Annotated in this window: 18 protein-coding genes; all 18 read left to right on the forward strand. The window is 62.3% G+C overall.

Annotation, left to right across the window (positions count from 1 at the left end):
• The first annotated feature begins 81 nt into the window (after positions 1-81).
• The 18 genes from A9971_RS08470 (at position 82) to A9971_RS08555 (ending at position 14,380) form a co-directional block, all read left to right on the forward strand.
• Entirely contained in the window at positions 82-828 is a 747-nt protein-coding gene (locus tag A9971_RS08470; protein WP_041751977.1) for an XRE family transcriptional regulator, read from the forward strand.
• 516 nt (positions 829-1,344) lie between these two features.
• The gene (locus A9971_RS08475) at positions 1,345-1,695 is read left to right on the forward strand and encodes a phage holin family protein (protein WP_011059558.1); all 351 of its coding nucleotides are present in this window, start codon (positions 1,345-1,347) and stop codon (positions 1,693-1,695) included.
• Positions 1,696-1,783: 88 nt separating this feature from the next.
• Positions 1,784-2,305 carry a hypothetical protein gene (locus tag A9971_RS08480; RefSeq protein ID WP_041751978.1) on the forward strand — a complete coding sequence of 174 codons (522 nt, stop codon included), beginning with the start codon at positions 1,784-1,786 and terminating at the stop codon, positions 2,303-2,305.
• Positions 2,302-2,892: a phage baseplate assembly protein V gene (locus tag A9971_RS08485; protein ID WP_041751979.1), complete on the forward strand. Its 591-nt coding sequence runs from the start codon at positions 2,302-2,304 to the stop codon at positions 2,890-2,892. Before A9971_RS08480 ends, A9971_RS08485 begins: the two co-directional genes overlap by 4 nt.
• Positions 2,893-2,984: 92 nt before the next feature.
• A complete protein-coding gene (locus tag A9971_RS08490) occupies positions 2,985-3,188 on the forward strand; it encodes a hypothetical protein (protein ID WP_015634348.1) in 204 nt (67 codons plus the stop codon).
• A gap of 4 nt (positions 3,189-3,192) precedes the next feature.
• Positions 3,193-3,519, forward strand: coding sequence for a GPW/gp25 family protein (locus A9971_RS08495; RefSeq protein ID WP_015634349.1), 327 nt, complete (start codon positions 3,193-3,195; stop codon positions 3,517-3,519).
• Entirely contained in the window at positions 3,516-4,397 is an 882-nt protein-coding gene (locus tag A9971_RS08500) for a baseplate J/gp47 family protein (RefSeq protein WP_053149296.1), read from the forward strand. Before A9971_RS08495 ends, A9971_RS08500 begins: the two co-directional genes overlap by 4 nt.
• Position 4,398: 1 nt before the next feature.
• Positions 4,399-5,004, forward strand: coding sequence for a phage tail protein I (locus tag A9971_RS08505; protein ID WP_183001393.1), 606 nt, complete (start codon positions 4,399-4,401; stop codon positions 5,002-5,004).
• Complete coding sequence (locus tag A9971_RS08510; RefSeq protein WP_183001394.1) at positions 5,001-6,227, forward strand: phage tail protein; 1,227 nt, start codon at positions 5,001-5,003, stop codon at positions 6,225-6,227. Before A9971_RS08505 ends, A9971_RS08510 begins: the two co-directional genes overlap by 4 nt.
• Positions 6,227-6,997 (forward strand): hypothetical protein, encoded by a 771-nt coding sequence (locus A9971_RS08515; protein ID WP_134532553.1) that lies wholly within the window; start codon positions 6,227-6,229, stop codon positions 6,995-6,997. The genes A9971_RS08510 and A9971_RS08515 overlap by 1 nt, the downstream gene beginning before the upstream one ends.
• Positions 6,994-7,446, forward strand: a complete 453-nt coding sequence (locus A9971_RS08520; RefSeq protein ID WP_134532557.1) for a phage tail assembly chaperone — start codon at positions 6,994-6,996, stop codon at positions 7,444-7,446. Before A9971_RS08515 ends, A9971_RS08520 begins: the two co-directional genes overlap by 4 nt.
• Before the next feature lie 101 nt (positions 7,447-7,547).
• Positions 7,548-8,714 carry a phage tail sheath family protein gene (locus A9971_RS08525; protein ID WP_015634354.1) on the forward strand — a complete coding sequence of 389 codons (1,167 nt, stop codon included), beginning with the start codon at positions 7,548-7,550 and terminating at the stop codon, positions 8,712-8,714.
• Positions 8,715-8,726: 12 nt separating this feature from the next.
• Positions 8,727-9,236, forward strand: coding sequence for a phage major tail tube protein (locus tag A9971_RS08530; protein ID WP_015634355.1), 510 nt, complete (start codon positions 8,727-8,729; stop codon positions 9,234-9,236).
• 9 nt (positions 9,237-9,245) lie between these two features.
• Entirely contained in the window at positions 9,246-9,551 is a 306-nt protein-coding gene (locus A9971_RS08535) for a phage tail assembly protein (protein WP_015634356.1), read from the forward strand.
• Positions 9,552-9,692: 141 nt separating this feature from the next.
• A complete protein-coding gene (locus A9971_RS08540; protein WP_015634357.1) occupies positions 9,693-12,239 on the forward strand; it encodes a phage tail tape measure protein in 2,547 nt (848 codons plus the stop codon).
• Positions 12,240-12,248: 9 nt separating this feature from the next.
• A complete protein-coding gene (locus A9971_RS08545; protein WP_123473859.1) occupies positions 12,249-13,094 on the forward strand; it encodes a phage tail protein in 846 nt (281 codons plus the stop codon).
• On the forward strand, positions 13,069-13,275 hold the full coding sequence (locus A9971_RS08550) for a tail protein X (protein ID WP_123473858.1): 207 nt from the start codon (positions 13,069-13,071) through the stop codon (positions 13,273-13,275). Before A9971_RS08545 ends, A9971_RS08550 begins: the two co-directional genes overlap by 26 nt.
• Positions 13,276-13,336: 61 nt before the next feature.
• Positions 13,337-14,380 (forward strand): phage late control D family protein, encoded by a 1,044-nt coding sequence (locus tag A9971_RS08555; RefSeq protein ID WP_077933424.1) that lies wholly within the window; start codon positions 13,337-13,339, stop codon positions 14,378-14,380.
• Positions 14,381-14,432: the final 52 nt, after the last annotated feature.

The raw sequence follows: 14,432 nt of genomic DNA on the forward strand, positions 1-14,432 counted from the left end.
CAAGGCGCTACTGTGTTTGTCCGGTAAATGCAGCACAAATATGCAAAACAGCATTTGTCATTGACTAAAAGTTCGAGCAATATGCGTTCTATGCAAATACGCAACGTTTCTACCGTCTTAAGAGAGCTGCTGGATCGTGACGGAATCTCCCCCACGGAGCTTCACCGTCGCACCGGTGTGCCTCAATCCACCCTCTCGCGGATTCTCAGCGGGAAGATCGTCGATCCTTCGGATAAGCACATCTCGCGGATCGCCGAATACTTCCAGGTGAGCACCGACCAGTTGCGTGGGCGCATGGATATCGCGCCTGCCCGGGCTGCTGCGCCCCGTGACGAGATTCATTCGGAACTCAAGGACATAAGCCTGTGGGACGACGATACCCCTGTCGATGACGACGAGGTGTCGGTTCCCTTTCTGCGCGAGGTTGAATTGGCTGCTGGATCAGGAAGATTCGTCATCGAGGAAAGCGAACGCGCCAGCCTGCGCTTCGGAAAGCGCAGCCTGCGGCACAACGGCGTGCAGTTCGACCAGGCCAAGTGCGTCACGGTGCGTGGCAACAGCATGTTGCCGGTGCTGCGGGACGGCGCCACGGTGGGCGTCAATGCCGGCAAATGCGCAATTGGCGACATCGTTGATGGCGACCTCTACGCGATCAACCACAACGGCCAATTGCGGGTGAAGCAGCTGTATCGCCTACCTACAGGGATCCGCCTGCGCAGCTTCAACCGCGATGAACACCCGGATGAGGACTACAGCTTCCAGGAGATCCAGGAAGAGCAGATCAGCATCCTCGGTCACGTCTTCTGGTGGGGCATGTACGCCCGCTAAGCCAGCCCTCTTGAACAAAGCCCGCCCTTGAGCGGGCTTTTTTTTGCCCGCGAAAAATCCCCAGCCCTTTGTTTATGCGCCCCCATGCATTTCAGCAAATCTTGCGCATAAATAAATGCATTTACGCATTGACTGCATATGCATGAATGCATAATATGAGCCTCAAGCCGCGCAACAGCGGCTGCAAAGACGCTCTTTAGTGGCAAAGCAAAGGCAGCGATGAATCGGCCTCGACGGTTCAGAGGGTTGGCAACTGGCCCGGGTGTGCAGCGTAAAGCACCAAAAGCAGTTATCCGGCGGACAGGGTCGCGGTCGGAGGAACAATTTGAATGGGTCCGTACCGCACCAGTAGTGCCGAAAGACCAAGGTTTGCATTACTGAAAAGCCCGGGCGACCGGGCTTTTTGGAATGCCTGCCTAACGTGGGCCACCAACAGACAGGGACCCTTTGAAACATCGTTATCAGCCTTCTATCAACCGGCCATTTCGCTGGCCTCAATCCGCACGGGAGACGTGAATGACAAACGAGCAACAAGCGTTGCTGGACATGCCGATCTGGCTGGTCATCGTCCTGGCGCTGGTCGGTGGCGTTTCCGGTGAAATGTGGCGCGCCGACAAGGAGGGCGCCCGTGGCTGGTCGCTGCTGCGGCGTCTGGCACTGCGCTCCGGAGCCTGCGTGGTCTGCGGGGTCTCGGCGATCATGCTGCTGTATGCCGCCGGCGTGTCGATCTGGACCGCCTGCGCCTTCGGTTGCCTGACCGCCATGGCCGGCGCCGACGTCGCCATCGGCCTTTATGAGCGCTGGGCGGCCAAGCGCATCGGGGTATGCGAACCGCCTTCCCGGGATTCCCATTCGGACCAGCCTTGACTCACCGGGCGGCTACCGCCCTCAACATGGTCGTGCGCCCCGGGCTTTCGCCACCGGGGCCGCTTCGGCCTGATTCTGGAAGCAGACAATGAGCGTACTGACGCAGCTACCCGAGGCCATCACGTCCACGATCAAGACGGCCATGCCGCATCTGCACAAGGTCGAGGCATTTCCCGAGACCGTTGATGGCTCCGCCGAGACAGCGATCTACTTTGCAATCACCGGCATGGACCCGGGAGCTGATCCGGGCGACGGCCGTAGTTGCCTGCGGGCGACCTTCGAGGCCCGGGTGCGGGTTGACCCGAGCCTTGCGCAAGCCTCCTTGCAGGCGGTTGTTCTGGCAGCGCAGCTCATGGACCTGCTGCGTTGCCAGTACTGGAATCTTGATTCTGTCGATAGTGCGAAGGCGGTGTGGGCCAAACCAGCCGGCACGGCCGTGGATTCGGCGCCGAAAACCGAGTGGACCGTGCAATGGCAGCAGTCCATCTACCTGGGCCAGGAACAATGGCCCTGGCCCGATCAACCCCCGGGAACACTGGTATTGGGTTTCAGCCCCGACACCGGCCCCGGTCACGAGGGGCACTATCAGGCGCCGGAGCAGATGTCGTGAATTACGTCACCGCAACTCACGACCGAATGCTTTCTGGCCTGATCCTGCCTTGCGCTGTGGTCGGCGTGGACCTTGCCGCGGGCAGACTGCGGGTATCCGATGGCGCGGGCTGGACCAGCGCCTGGGTTCGCTGGCACAGCCAGGCCGCCGGCAAGGCCCGGCACTGGCGGGCGCCGAGCCTGGGGGAGCAGGGCGTACTGATCAGCCCCAGTGGCGAGCCGGCGCAGGGCACCTTCGTTCCCGGCCTATATGGCGATGCCGGTGCCCAGCCGGATAACCGCGAGCACGTCGAGGTCTGGCGCTTCGATGATGGCGGCTCGCTGGTCTACGACTGGCAGGCCAAGAGCTACAGCATCTCCCTGCCCAGCGGCACGGTGACGATTCAGGTCGGCACCAGTTCGGTCTTGGTGACGGACAGCAGCATTACCGGCAACGCCGACAGCATCACCCTGACGGGGGCAATCACCTTGAATGGCGAGGTGCAAATCAACGGTGCGAGCTTGAAGCACAACGGGGTGAATGTCGGCTCGACCCACATCCATCCAGCCGTGATGCCCGGCCCCGGAGCAACCGCTCCACCGCAGTGACGCCTTGGCGATCAACGCCGGCCACCCAACCTACAACCCCGATAAACCCGATCAATCTGCCGAATGCGGATTTTTTGTACCCGGAGAAAAGCATGGCAATCCCGAAAAAAAAGGCCGGCCGCACGGCCAACAGTGGCGCTGCGGTCTTTCGCGACACCCTCTACACCTCGCGCATTCTGATCCTGGCGGATGGCCGCGCGCTGTCGGTGGCCCAGGGCGAGGTATCGGTACCGGTCAGCGACACCCTCGCCCGAGACTACCTGGAGCAGCACCCGGACTTTCAGTTGCAGGAGTAACACGATGATCGGAATGGATCGCCGTACCGGCTTGCCGCTGTCCGGCATCGAGCATTTGCGGCAGTCCATCGAGGACATCCTGACCACGCCCTTGGGCAGCCGGCGGATGCTTCCTGAATACGGCAGCAACCTGCGCCGTTATGTCGACTTGCCGGTGACCGGTGGCTGGAAAAGCGCGGTTCAGGCAGAAGTCGCCCGGGCGCTGTTGCGCTGGGAGCCCCGCTTGAAGCTGGAGCGGGTAAAGGTTGTAGCGGTGGTGGAGGGCCAGGTCAGTTTCCAACTGACGGGCCGCTACCTGGGTAATGACGCGGTTTTGGAGGTGACGGCATGAGCATGCTGGATTTATCGGCACTGCCGGCGCCGCAGGTGCTGGAAACCCTGGATTTTGAAGCGCTGTATCAGGGCAAGCTGGCGACCTTTCGCCGCTATATGGGCGACAACTGGACGGCCAATCTGGAAAGCGATCCGGTCACCAAGCAACTGGAGCTGTCGGCCTACGGCGACATGCTGTTGCGGGCCCGGGTCAACGATGCGGCCAAGGCGCTGCTGCTGGCCCATGCCCAAGGCACGGACCTGGATCAGTTGGCCGCCAACGTCAACCTGCAGCGCCTGGTGATCCAGGCCGGTGACCTGCAAGCGGTACCGCCTGTGGCGCAGGTCAAGGAAGCCGACGACGCACTGCGCGAGCGTGTCCAACTGGCCTATGAAGGCCTGACCACCGCCGGGCCACGCAACAGCTACATCCTGCATGCCCGCAATGCCTCGGCCCGGGTGGCGGACGCCGAGGCCGAAAGCCCGTCACCGGCCTGCGTCACGGTTACGGTGATGAGCCTGGAAGGTGACGGCGCAGCGGCGCCGGAACTGCTGGCGACGGTCGCCGCGGCCCTCAATGACGAGGACGTGCGACCGCTGGGGGATCGGGTCACGGTGAACAGCGCCCAGATACTGCCGTATCGCATCGACGCGGTGCTGCACATGAAAGGGCCGGGCCCGGAAAGCGATGCCGCCCTGGCAGAGGCCGAGCGCAAGCTGGCCGCCTGGGTCAACCCACGCCGGCGCCTGGGCATCGAGGTGGCGCGTTCAGCCATAGATGCCCAGCTGCATGTGGCCGGCGTGGCCCGGGTTGAACTGCGGGGTTGGCAGGACATAGTCCCGAGCAAGGCCCAGGCCGCGTATTGCACCGGCTACAGCGTTACCTTGGGGAGCTGATATGACCAGCCTGCTGCCAAGCAACAGCACACTCTTGGAACGCGCCCTGGAGGCGACCAACAGCAGCGACACCGCCACCATGTTGCGCACCCTGTACAACCCCTCGACCTGCCCGGTGCACCTGCTGCCACAGCTGGCCTGGGCCTGGTCGGTGGATCGCTGGGACCCGCGCTGGAGCGAGACGGTCAAGCGCAATGCCATTCGCGCCTCGTTCTTCATCCATGCCCGCAAGGGCACCATCGGCGCTTTGCGCCGTGTGGTGGAACCGCTGGGCTACCTGATTGAAGTGGTCGAGTGGTGGCAGATGGCTCCCGAAGGCGAGCCAGCCACCTTTGCCCTGAAAGTCGGGGTGCTGGATACCGGCATCACCGAACAGATGTACCAGGAACTGACCCGGCTGATCGATGACGCCAGGCCGGTGAGCCGGCACATGACGGGCCTTGCCATCAGCCTGGAAACCTCCGGTGTCATCGGTTACGGCGCTTATGTGGACCAGGGTGAAGTACTCGACGTTTACCCCCCGACCCCTCGCGATATTGAAGTGATCGGCCGTTACGGCCAGGTCATGTGCATTGATGAAACAGACACCCTGGATGTGTACTCATGATCGATTCCAACAGTCAGTTCTTCGCCATCCTCACTGCGGTGGGCGAGGCGAAACAGGCCAACGCCACCGCCCTGGGCACGCCCTGGACCTTCAAGGACATGGCGATCGGCGATGCCAACGGCACCGACCCCATCCCGAACAGAACCCAGGCCAAGCTGATCAACGAATGGCGACGTGCCCCGGTCAATCAGGTGCGTACTGATCCGGCCAACCCCAACATCATCATCACCGAACAGGTGATTCCGCCTGATGTCGGCGGGCGCTGGATCCGTGAAATCGGCCTGCTCGATGCCGACGGCGACCTGGTGGCGGTGGCCAACTGCGCACCGAGCTTCAAGCCCCTGCTGGCCCAGGGTACCGGCAAGACCCAGGTCATCCGCATGAACTTCATCGTCGCCAACACTGCGCAGATCGTGTTGAAGATTGATCCGGCGGTGGTGCTGGCGACTCGTCAATATGTGGATGATTCCCTGGTGGCAGCCCTTCCGGCGGATAAGGTTGCCGGCGCTTATCGGCAAGTCACTATCGATAAGCGAGGCATAGTTGTCAGTGGCACCAACCCCACAACGCTATCCGGTTATGGCATTGCTGATGCATTTACCAAGTCAGAGACCAGTTCAGCCATACAGCTTTCAAAGGAGAGCATCGTAGCGGCGGCGCCTGTTGCACTCGACACACTAAAAAAGCTGGCTGGCGCAGTGGGCGATGACCCTGGCTTTTCAACGACAGTGACGAATGCGCTTGCCGGCAAAGCAGTAAAAGCCACCACTCTCGGTGGATATGGGATTACAGACGGGGTAACAAAAACTGACCTGGCGAGCGCAGTCAGCAATTTGCTTCCCACAACGGGTGGACGGTTGACGGGATCGGTATTGCTGTCGAGTGACAATAACGACTCGCCGGAGTTTGGCTGGGTGACGCCCACCTGTGACGCTCGCATGGATGTTCTAAATAACAACGTGAGGGTTTTTGCAAGTTATGGCGGTGAAACGTCAACACCGCTTCTTTTGAGTCTTGCCGACAGGACCGCCACCGTCTTTGGCAACTTGCTATGGAATGCTGGCAACTTTGACCCGACGCGAAAAGCAGACAAAGCGACCACGCTTGCAGGATATGGCATCACTGATGCTTTACCGGCGAATCGGCTGATCTACTCTCCAAATGCCCCTAAACCCACTGAGGGGGCGGTCGGTACGCTTTGGCTGCAATACGAGGAGCCATGATGAACTTCCACGTAAAACTGGATGGCGGTTACCGGCCTGGTGTCATGCCTTATGTAAAGCTTGCAGACGGCTGGCGAGAGGGTGCGGAACTGTTCATCAAAACCGAAAGTGGGTGGCGCACGGTCTGGCGGCGAACGTTTGTGTTTATCAACACGGTGGAGCGAGCAGGTGCGAGCATTTTTGAGCTCATGGGCAGTCCCGCCAGAGCCCGGAATTATCTCTTTATCAATCGCGCGATGATCTACGGCGGTGGCGCTGGATACTCACTGAGAACGGGTGTATTTCCCCCAGGCTCCACACTGAAAATCATCAATGAACACTACATCCGTGGTGCGGGCGGCGCGGGGGCTTATCCTCCTCGCCCTTTGCCAGGCGCTACAGCATTTGTTCTGGATTACCCAGCAACGTTGGACAACCGTAACGGGTACATTTTCGGTGGCGGCGGGGGCGGTGGGGATGCCTATTGGCCCAACGTACTGCACACCGGCGGTGGCGGCGGCGCGGGGCGTCCTGGTGGCGTGGGTGGAGGGATGTATCAAGTCTCGACTTACGGCTATGGCTATCCAGCGGCCGGCACTTTGGATGCTGGCGGCGCTGGCGGCTGGTACACCGCCGGGTGGAATGGTGGTGCCGGCGGAGCACCGGGCAGCCCTGGTGTCGGCTCGTCCAATCCCGCTGGTGCTGGCGGTTATTCGATTGAGAAAAATGGCAACAACTTGATCTTTGAAGCGGGCAACAGCCCTGATCGAGTAAAGGGGAATATCTTGTGAATGGATTTAAAGTTCTCTCTGTGTCGGCGACCGCTGGCACCATGCTTGTCGACTGGGGCGATGTGACGCTGAACCACTACATACCCCAGGAGATTCTGACCACCCCCGACATCGATGCCGTGGCCTTGGCCCAAGTCATCGAGAGTATGCGCCCAGCTCCAGCTGTCGCCTTGGAGTTGCCTCAAGCACTCCACGCAATGGTTGAACCTTCCAGCCTTGGAGACGATGAGCGACTCTGGCGTGCCGCGCAGTTGACGACGGTGACCTGGCTGCGCGATCGCCATTACGATCAGCTTGAAATGAAGGTATCCACCAATCTTTCGGAGCAGCAGTTCAACGAGCTTCTGATGTACATGCAATCCCTACGCGACTGGCCCCAATCTCCACACTTTCCACAAACCGAACACCGCCCCGCAGCTCCATTCTGGATCGCCGAACAAACCCGATAAACGCCCCGCACCGCCGGGGCGTTTTCTTTCCCGCTTCCCACTAATCAATCATCCCTACGAGCCCCCTTCACCCGGGGCTTTTTCATGTCTGGAGTTTATCCATGAGTGGTTTTTTCCACGGCGTTACTGTCACCAACGTCGACACCGGCGCACGCACCATCTCGCTGCCCACGTCTTCGATCATCGGCCTGGTGGATACCTTCACCGAAGGCCCTGACTTCAGCGCCAAGGCCAACGACCTGCTGCTGATCACCAATGAGCGTGAGGCCATTGCGGCCTGGGGCCCGGACGCGGCCATCACCAAGGCCTGCCAGGCCATCTACCAGCGGGCCAAGGCGGTGATCGTCGCTTGCGGCGTGGCCAAGGTGGCGGATGCGGCCGAGCAGACCTCGGCGATCATCGGCGGGGTGCTGGCCGACGGCAAGCGTACCGGCCTGCAAGCCTTGCTGGATGGCAAGAGCCGTTTCAACGCCCAGCCGCGATTGCTGGTGACCCCCAAGCACAGCTCGACCCAGGCGGTCGGTACTGCGCTGGTGGCCCTGGCCGACAAGCTGCGTGGCCTGGCGATCATCGATGGCCCCAACAGCACCGACGAAGCGGCCATGGCGTATGCCAAGCACTTCGGCGCCAAGCGCGCCTACATGGTCGACCCGGGCATTCAGTACTGGGACAACGGCGCCAGCGCCACCGTCGATGCGCCGGCTTCGGCCTGGGTCGCGGGCCTGTTTGCCTGGACCGACAACGAGTACGGCTTCTGGGCCTCGCCGTCGAACAAGGAGTTTGTCGGCATCACCGGCACTGCGCGTGCCATCGAGTTCCTGGACGGCGATGAAACCTGCCGCGCCAACCTGCTGAACAACGCCAACATCACCACCATCATTCGTGATGAAGGTTTCCGCCTGTGGGGCAACCGCACGCTCTCCAGCGATCCGAAGTGGGCCTTTGTCACCCGGGTACGGACCATGGACATCGTCATGGACGCGATCCTCTACGGCCACAAATGGGCAGTGGACCGCTCGATCACCGCGACCTACGTCAAGGACGTCACCGAGGGCCTGCAGGCGTTCATGCGTGATCTGAAGAACCAGGGCGCGATCATCAACTTCGAGGTCTACGCCGACACCGAACTCAACACCGCCAGCCAGCTGGAGCAGGGCAAGGTGTACTGGAACATCCGCTTCACCGACGTGCCACCGGCCGAAAACCCCAACTTCCGCGTCGAGGTCACCAACCAGTGGCTGACCGAAGTCCTCGAACACACCGCTTAAGGAGCAGCAGCAATGGCAATGATTCCCGAAACCCTGGCGAACATGAACCTGTTCGTCGATGGCATCAGCTTTCAAGGCGACGTGCCGAGCCTGACCCTGCCCAAGTTGACCCTCAAGACCGAGGAACATCGGGTCGGCGGCATGGATGTGCCCGTCGAGCTGGACATGGGCATGGAGAAGCAGGAAGCCGGCTTCACCACCACCGGTGTGCGCCGCGAGTCGCTGAAGATGTTCGGCCTGGCCGATGGCAGCGGTTTCAACGGCGTGTTCCGTGGCGCCTTCAAGGGCCTCAAGGGCAAGGTCACGCCGGTGATCGTGACCCTGCGCGGCTTGCTCAAGGAAGTCGACATGGGCGATTGGAAATCCGGCGACAAGGCCGAGGTCAAGCACAACGTGGCCCTGACCTACTACAAGCTGGAAGTCGATGGTCGCTTGATCTACGAGATCGATGCCCTGGGCATGAAGCGCGTGATCAACGGCGTCGACCAACTGGCCGCGCAACGTTCTGCCCTGGGCCTGTAAGGAAAAAACATGTCTCAAGCAATCGACAAGACCCCGTCCTGGATGACCCTGAGCAGCGACAGCGTGGTGCTGGCGCTGAGCAAACCGGTGGAGATGAATGGCGTGGTCTGCGACAAGGTCACCTTGCGCGCCCCCACCGTGCGTGATGTGCGTGCGGCCAACTCCGGGGCTGCCGGCGATGATGAACAGCGCGAACTGATGCTGTTTGCCAGCCTGGCGCAAATCAGTGCCAAGGATCTGGAGGGCATGGCGCTCAAGGACTATCAGCGCCTGCAGGCCGGCTATTTTCGCCTGGTGCAAGACGACGAGCTTTGACCCTGCGGTGATGAAGATGGCGGCGAAGCGGCTCGCCAGCGAGCTGCATTTTTCCGCCGAGGAAATCATGACCATGAGGTTTTCCGACATGGTCTGGTGGCTCACGGATTGAGCCCGTCACCCAAGGAGCAGGAGAAGCAGATGGCGAACAAGCTGGAATCAGGGCTGGTGGTGGTGGGTACCGCCCTCAGTTCGACGTGGGACGCCGCCTTCAAGACGGTGGAAGGCCGGATCAAGCAACTGGAGCAGCAGGGCAGCAAGGCCAGGGTACTGGAAAAGACCATTGGCCAGACCCTGCGCCTGCAGGATGAATGGAAAAAGGCCCATGACACCGGTGCTGCTTCTGCCGCCGGGCTGTTGCGCCGGTTGGAACAGAGCCGTGATGGCCTGCGCCAGCAAGGTGTGCAGGTACATAAACTGCGTCAGGAATATCAGGCGCTGGGTAAGGTGGCCCGGGGCTCCGCTCTGCAGGCCCGGGGGCACCAGCAGATCGACCAGGGGAAGGCCGACTTCAAGGCGGCGTATGGCTTGGCCAAGGACGGGGTCGGCAAGCTGGCCATTCCGGTCAAGATCAATGCCGACTATCAGGCGCTGATCCGTGACATCGCTATCAAGGCCGGTGTGGCCAATCAACCTCAGGAAGCGCAGCTGAGCCGCAGCGTCGTTCAGACTTCACGGAATACGGGAATGGCCCGCAACGAGGTGGCGGCTCTGGTGGGGCAGATGACTGCCAAGGGCATGTCGCTGGACAAGGCGCAAGGTTACGCGGGGCTTGCGGCCAGGTTCGCGGTGGGGCAGGGCGCGGGTATCGAAGATACGTCGAACCTGATGCGGGCCCTTGAGCTGAAGGCCGGGATCAGCGACCCCAAGGTCATGGAGCAGGCCCTGGAGGCCATCGCCCTGCAGGGGCAGGCGGGCAACTTCGAGGCTGCCGACATGGCGCGCTTGCTCCCGGCGCTGCTCGAGAGCGCGAGCGGGGAGGGGCTCACCGGCATGGATGCGGTGAGCCAGCTGGGCTCGATGCTGCAAGTGCAGATGAACACCGCGGGCGGTGCTGATCAGGCCGCCGGTCAACTGCAGAACTGGATCGAGAAAATCGGTTCCAGTGAGGCGGTCAAGGCTTACGAAGATGCCGGCATTGATTATCAGGCGTCGCTGAACACCGGTATCCAGAAGGGTATGTCGAGCCTGGAGGCGAGCTTTGCCCTGGCCATGCGCTATGTCAGGGCCATCGACCCGGCCAAGGCCGCGAAGATGGCCGAGGCCCAGGCGCAGATCAGCAAGGAAACCGATCCGGCGAAGGCCAAGTCCATGCTCGAGGCTCTGGAAGAGTCCCTGCGTACCGGTGACCTGTTCACCGATATGCAGATCAAGGCGGCCTTGCTGGCTCACACCCAGGGCCGGCAGCAATACGAGCAACTGAAGAAGGACTCGTTGAGTGCTTCGGGGGTTATCGACAAGAACCTGGCCGAGCGTCGGCAAGCCTCCGCCCAGCTGTGGAAGGAAACCGCGCAGGCGGTCGACGGTGGCATGCTTGCCGTGGGGAAGGCCCTGCAACCGGCCACGGATCTGGTGGCCCAAAGCATCACGCTGGTGGTCGGCAAGCTGACCGAACTGGCGGAGAAGGCACCCTCATTGGTACTGGGGGTGACTGCCCTGGGCGCCACTTATGTCGCGGTGAAAAAGCTGATGGCTGTCTACACCATTGGCAAGGGCCTGCTGAATGTCGCTCGAGGTTCACTGCAGGTTGGCCGCAAAATGGCGAAGCGCTCCTCTGGTGGCACTGCGAGCGGTATCGACTGTTGTGCGCCCATGCTCGATTGCGGCCCGGACAAAAAACGCCGCAAGGGCCGTGGCGGGCGCAAGACGCCCAGGCGCGAGCCTCGTTCGAGGGGCATGGGCAGCAAAGGCTTCAAGAGCCCTTTGACGCCCAGCGGCCTGGAGAGAGTGGCCAGAGGGGCTGCCACCTCTGGTGCCGTAATGAAAGGCGCCGGTTCCCTGGCCAAGGGAGTCGCGCCCTTGCTCAAGGGCGGTGCGATCCTTTCGGTGCTCGGTGCAGGCTTCCAGGTGGCGGACACTTACCTGAATGCCCAGACCCAGGATGAAAAAGCCGAAGGCTACGGCGAGGCGGCGGGCAATCTTGCTGGCGCCGCCGCGGGTGCAGCAGCAGGGGCGGCCATTGGCTCCGTGGTGCCGGTGATCGGCACGGTGATTGGCGGGCTGGTGGGCGGCGCCCTGGGTGCCTGGGGCGGTTCGGCCGCCGGTGGCGCCTTGGGTAAAAAGCTGTTCGGCTCCGACGAGTCGCTCAAGCACTTGCCTGCAGCCGGCCCGCTGATGATGCGCAACGCTGGACAGAACATCCCGCCGGTCATGGGCGATATCGCCAAATCCTTCCAGAAAGGCCAGACGCCCCCGCTGATGGGGCAGGCGGCGCGCTCGATGCTCAGCCCATCGTCGTCTGCTGCGGCGCCGGCCACGATCACCGCGCCGGAGTCGCTCAAACCCCAGGTACCTCCAGTCATCGAGCAGCAGTTCAGCTTCGCGCCCTACTTGTCGATCTCGGTCCAGGGTGATGTGCGCGACCCCGCGCAACTGGCTCGGGAACTGGAACCCCACCTGCGCTGGCAGTTCGACGAGTTCAGCCGCCAGGCTGCCGCTCGCCAGCTGTTCGACGCCGCACACGTTTAAGGAGATCGCATGGCTTACATGGAGCAGCTGCAATCGGGGCTGGGTTCCCTGGTGGCGGCAGCGGAAGCGGGGCGGCGCAGTGCTGATGAAATGCTCGGGCCCATGAACGGTGCCATCAGCGACATCAGCGGCGCCGCCCTGGAGCTTGAAAGCCTGCCCGTTGTCGGGCCGGCGCTGGGCGCCAAACTGCAACGCACGATGCGCAGTATCGGCGCGGCGCAGTCGGCGGTGGGTGAAGTCGCGGCCAAGTACAGCCAGATCGTGACCGTGGCGGGGCAGATGCAGCAGCGTCTTGGCGCCTTGCAGGAGCAGGTGGCCAAGGCCGGCGCGGCGATCAACCGCATCGGCGGGCAGATCAGCCCGGCCCTGGGCAATATCTTCCCTTCCGGTGCGCTGGCGCCTCAGGACACCCCGGCGGCGGAGGCGGTGAAACCCTTCCCGCACCTGTTGATCCTGCAGCCTCTGGGGGCCGGTGCCGAGCCTTTCTACTTCAACCTCGACACTGCGGCCTTCGATGAGTTGCGCCGCCAGACCGGCTTTCGCTGGGCGGCCCAGGAGCGTTTGAGCCGCGGCATCGCGCAGCAGGCGGTGGGACAGGGTGACGACAAGATCTCCCTCAAGGGCGCGATCTACCCCGGGTTCAAGGGCGGGCTGGGCCAGTTGCAGGCGCTGCGCAGCATTGGTCGGCGTTTGCAGCCCCTGAGCCTGACCACGGGTTACGGCGAAGTGCTGGGCACCTGGTGCCTCACCAGCATCGACGAGGAACAGAGCCACCTGCTGGCAGGCGGTATTCCCCGCAAGCAAGGCTTTTCACTGGAGTTTGTGAGCTATGGCAACGACCTGCAGAACCTCTGACGGTGATCTGCTCGACACCCTGTGTCATCAGTATTACGGACACCTCAATGGCAGCGTCGAGGCGGTGCTGGACGCCAACCAGGGCCTGGCCGATGAGCCACAACCCTTTCGGGCCGGGGTACTGATCCTGTTGCCGGATCTGCCGATTCGGGCCGAGGCGATGGTTCAGCTATGGGACTGACCTTGCATCCAATCAACAGACCCCGTCGTGTACGGGGTCTTCATTTTCTGGAGCACGGAGCATGACCCCAGTCTTTCGCATCCTGGCCGATGGCCGGGATATTACGGCGCAGATCAACGACCGGCTGCTGACGCTGCGAACCTCGGATAAACCGGGAATGGAGTCGGACGAGTTTGAACTGCGTATTGATGACCGCGACTCGGCGGTTGCGCTGCCCAGTCGTGGCGCCAGCATTGAAATATTCCTCGGCTACGCCGGCCAGACACTGACCCGGCTGGGGCGCTACACGGTGGATGAAGTGGTGGTGAGCGGGCCGCCGGATTCGATCGAGATCCGCGGCAAGGCCAGCGACATGCGCGGCAGCGGCAAGACCACCCGCAGCGGCAGTTGGGAGAACGTGGCGTTGGCGCAGATTGTCCGCGACCTGGCGGCCCGCAACGGCTGGACGCCCATCTGCCCCGTCACCACCAAGGTGCTGCGGATCGACCAGCTCAACGAGTCCGACTTCAACTTCATCACCCGCCTGGCCCGGCAGTACGACTGCACCGCCAAGGTGGCCGAAGGCAAGTTGCTGGTGCTGCCTCGTCAGGCCGGGTTGAGTGCCAGCGGCAAGGCCCTGGGCGTGGTCACCCTCAGCCGTGGCGACGTTAGCCGCTATCAGTTCCGCCTGAGTGACAGCAGCACCCACAAGGCGGTGCAGACCCGGCATCAGGACAAGAAGAGCGGCACGCTCAGGGTGATCGACCTGGGCAACAGCGACTCACCGGACAGCGTACCGGCAGTGCATACCGATCGGCACCTGTACCCCAACAAGTCCGCCGCCGAGCAGGCGGCCAAGGCCCGTTTGGCCGCCTTCAACCGCAGCAACGCCAACGTCCGTCTGGAGATGCCGGGGCGCACCGACCTGTTCGCCGAGCGCCTGATCAATGCCCAGGGCTTCAAGCCCGGTCTGGATGGCGAGTACCTGGTGGACTCGGTGGAGCAGATGTTCAACCCGTCCGGGTGGAGCACCACGGTCGAATGCAACGGCGGCAAGCAAGGCAAAGCCAAGGCCAAGGCCAAGAAAAACACCGCCAAAAAACCACTCAGGGTGGTGCAGCTTTAAACCCTTCAACGGCGCCGCGAGCATTCTCGCGAACTGCTCATTCGGATCGTCT

It is taken from the genome of Pseudomonas sp. UME65, from assembly GCF_014170225.1.
Taxonomy (GTDB): domain Bacteria; phylum Pseudomonadota; class Gammaproteobacteria; order Pseudomonadales; family Pseudomonadaceae; genus Aquipseudomonas; species Aquipseudomonas protegens.

Excerpts from the sequence above, each read along its gene's own strand:
- A9971_RS08505 (WP_183001393.1), top strand. The coding sequence starts at position 4,399 with ATGACCAGCCTGCTGCCAAGCAACAGCACACTCTTGGAACGCGCCCTG.
- A9971_RS08470 (WP_041751977.1), top strand. The coding sequence starts at position 82 with ATGCGTTCTATGCAAATACGCAACGTTTCTACCGTCTTAAGAGAGCTG.
- A9971_RS08495 (WP_015634349.1), top strand. The coding sequence starts at position 3,193 with ATGATCGGAATGGATCGCCGTACCGGCTTGCCGCTGTCCGGCATCGAG.
- A9971_RS08540 (WP_015634357.1), top strand. The coding sequence starts at position 9,693 with ATGGCGAACAAGCTGGAATCAGGGCTGGTGGTGGTGGGTACCGCCCTC.
- A9971_RS08500 (WP_053149296.1), top strand. The coding sequence starts at position 3,516 with ATGAGCATGCTGGATTTATCGGCACTGCCGGCGCCGCAGGTGCTGGAA.
- A9971_RS08545 (WP_123473859.1), top strand. The coding sequence starts at position 12,249 with ATGGCTTACATGGAGCAGCTGCAATCGGGGCTGGGTTCCCTGGTGGCG.
- A9971_RS08555 (WP_077933424.1), top strand. The coding sequence starts at position 13,337 with ATGACCCCAGTCTTTCGCATCCTGGCCGATGGCCGGGATATTACGGCG.
- A9971_RS08480 (WP_041751978.1), top strand. The coding sequence starts at position 1,784 with ATGAGCGTACTGACGCAGCTACCCGAGGCCATCACGTCCACGATCAAG.
- A9971_RS08530 (WP_015634355.1), top strand. The coding sequence starts at position 8,727 with ATGGCAATGATTCCCGAAACCCTGGCGAACATGAACCTGTTCGTCGAT.
- A9971_RS08525 (WP_015634354.1), top strand. The coding sequence starts at position 7,548 with ATGAGTGGTTTTTTCCACGGCGTTACTGTCACCAACGTCGACACCGGC.
- A9971_RS08510 (WP_183001394.1), top strand. The coding sequence starts at position 5,001 with ATGATCGATTCCAACAGTCAGTTCTTCGCCATCCTCACTGCGGTGGGC.
- A9971_RS08550 (WP_123473858.1), top strand. The coding sequence starts at position 13,069 with ATGGCAACGACCTGCAGAACCTCTGACGGTGATCTGCTCGACACCCTG.
- A9971_RS08515 (WP_134532553.1), top strand. The coding sequence starts at position 6,227 with ATGAACTTCCACGTAAAACTGGATGGCGGTTACCGGCCTGGTGTCATG.
- A9971_RS08490 (WP_015634348.1), top strand. The coding sequence starts at position 2,985 with ATGGCAATCCCGAAAAAAAAGGCCGGCCGCACGGCCAACAGTGGCGCT.
- A9971_RS08535 (WP_015634356.1), top strand. The coding sequence starts at position 9,246 with ATGTCTCAAGCAATCGACAAGACCCCGTCCTGGATGACCCTGAGCAGC.
- A9971_RS08475 (WP_011059558.1), top strand. The coding sequence starts at position 1,345 with ATGACAAACGAGCAACAAGCGTTGCTGGACATGCCGATCTGGCTGGTC.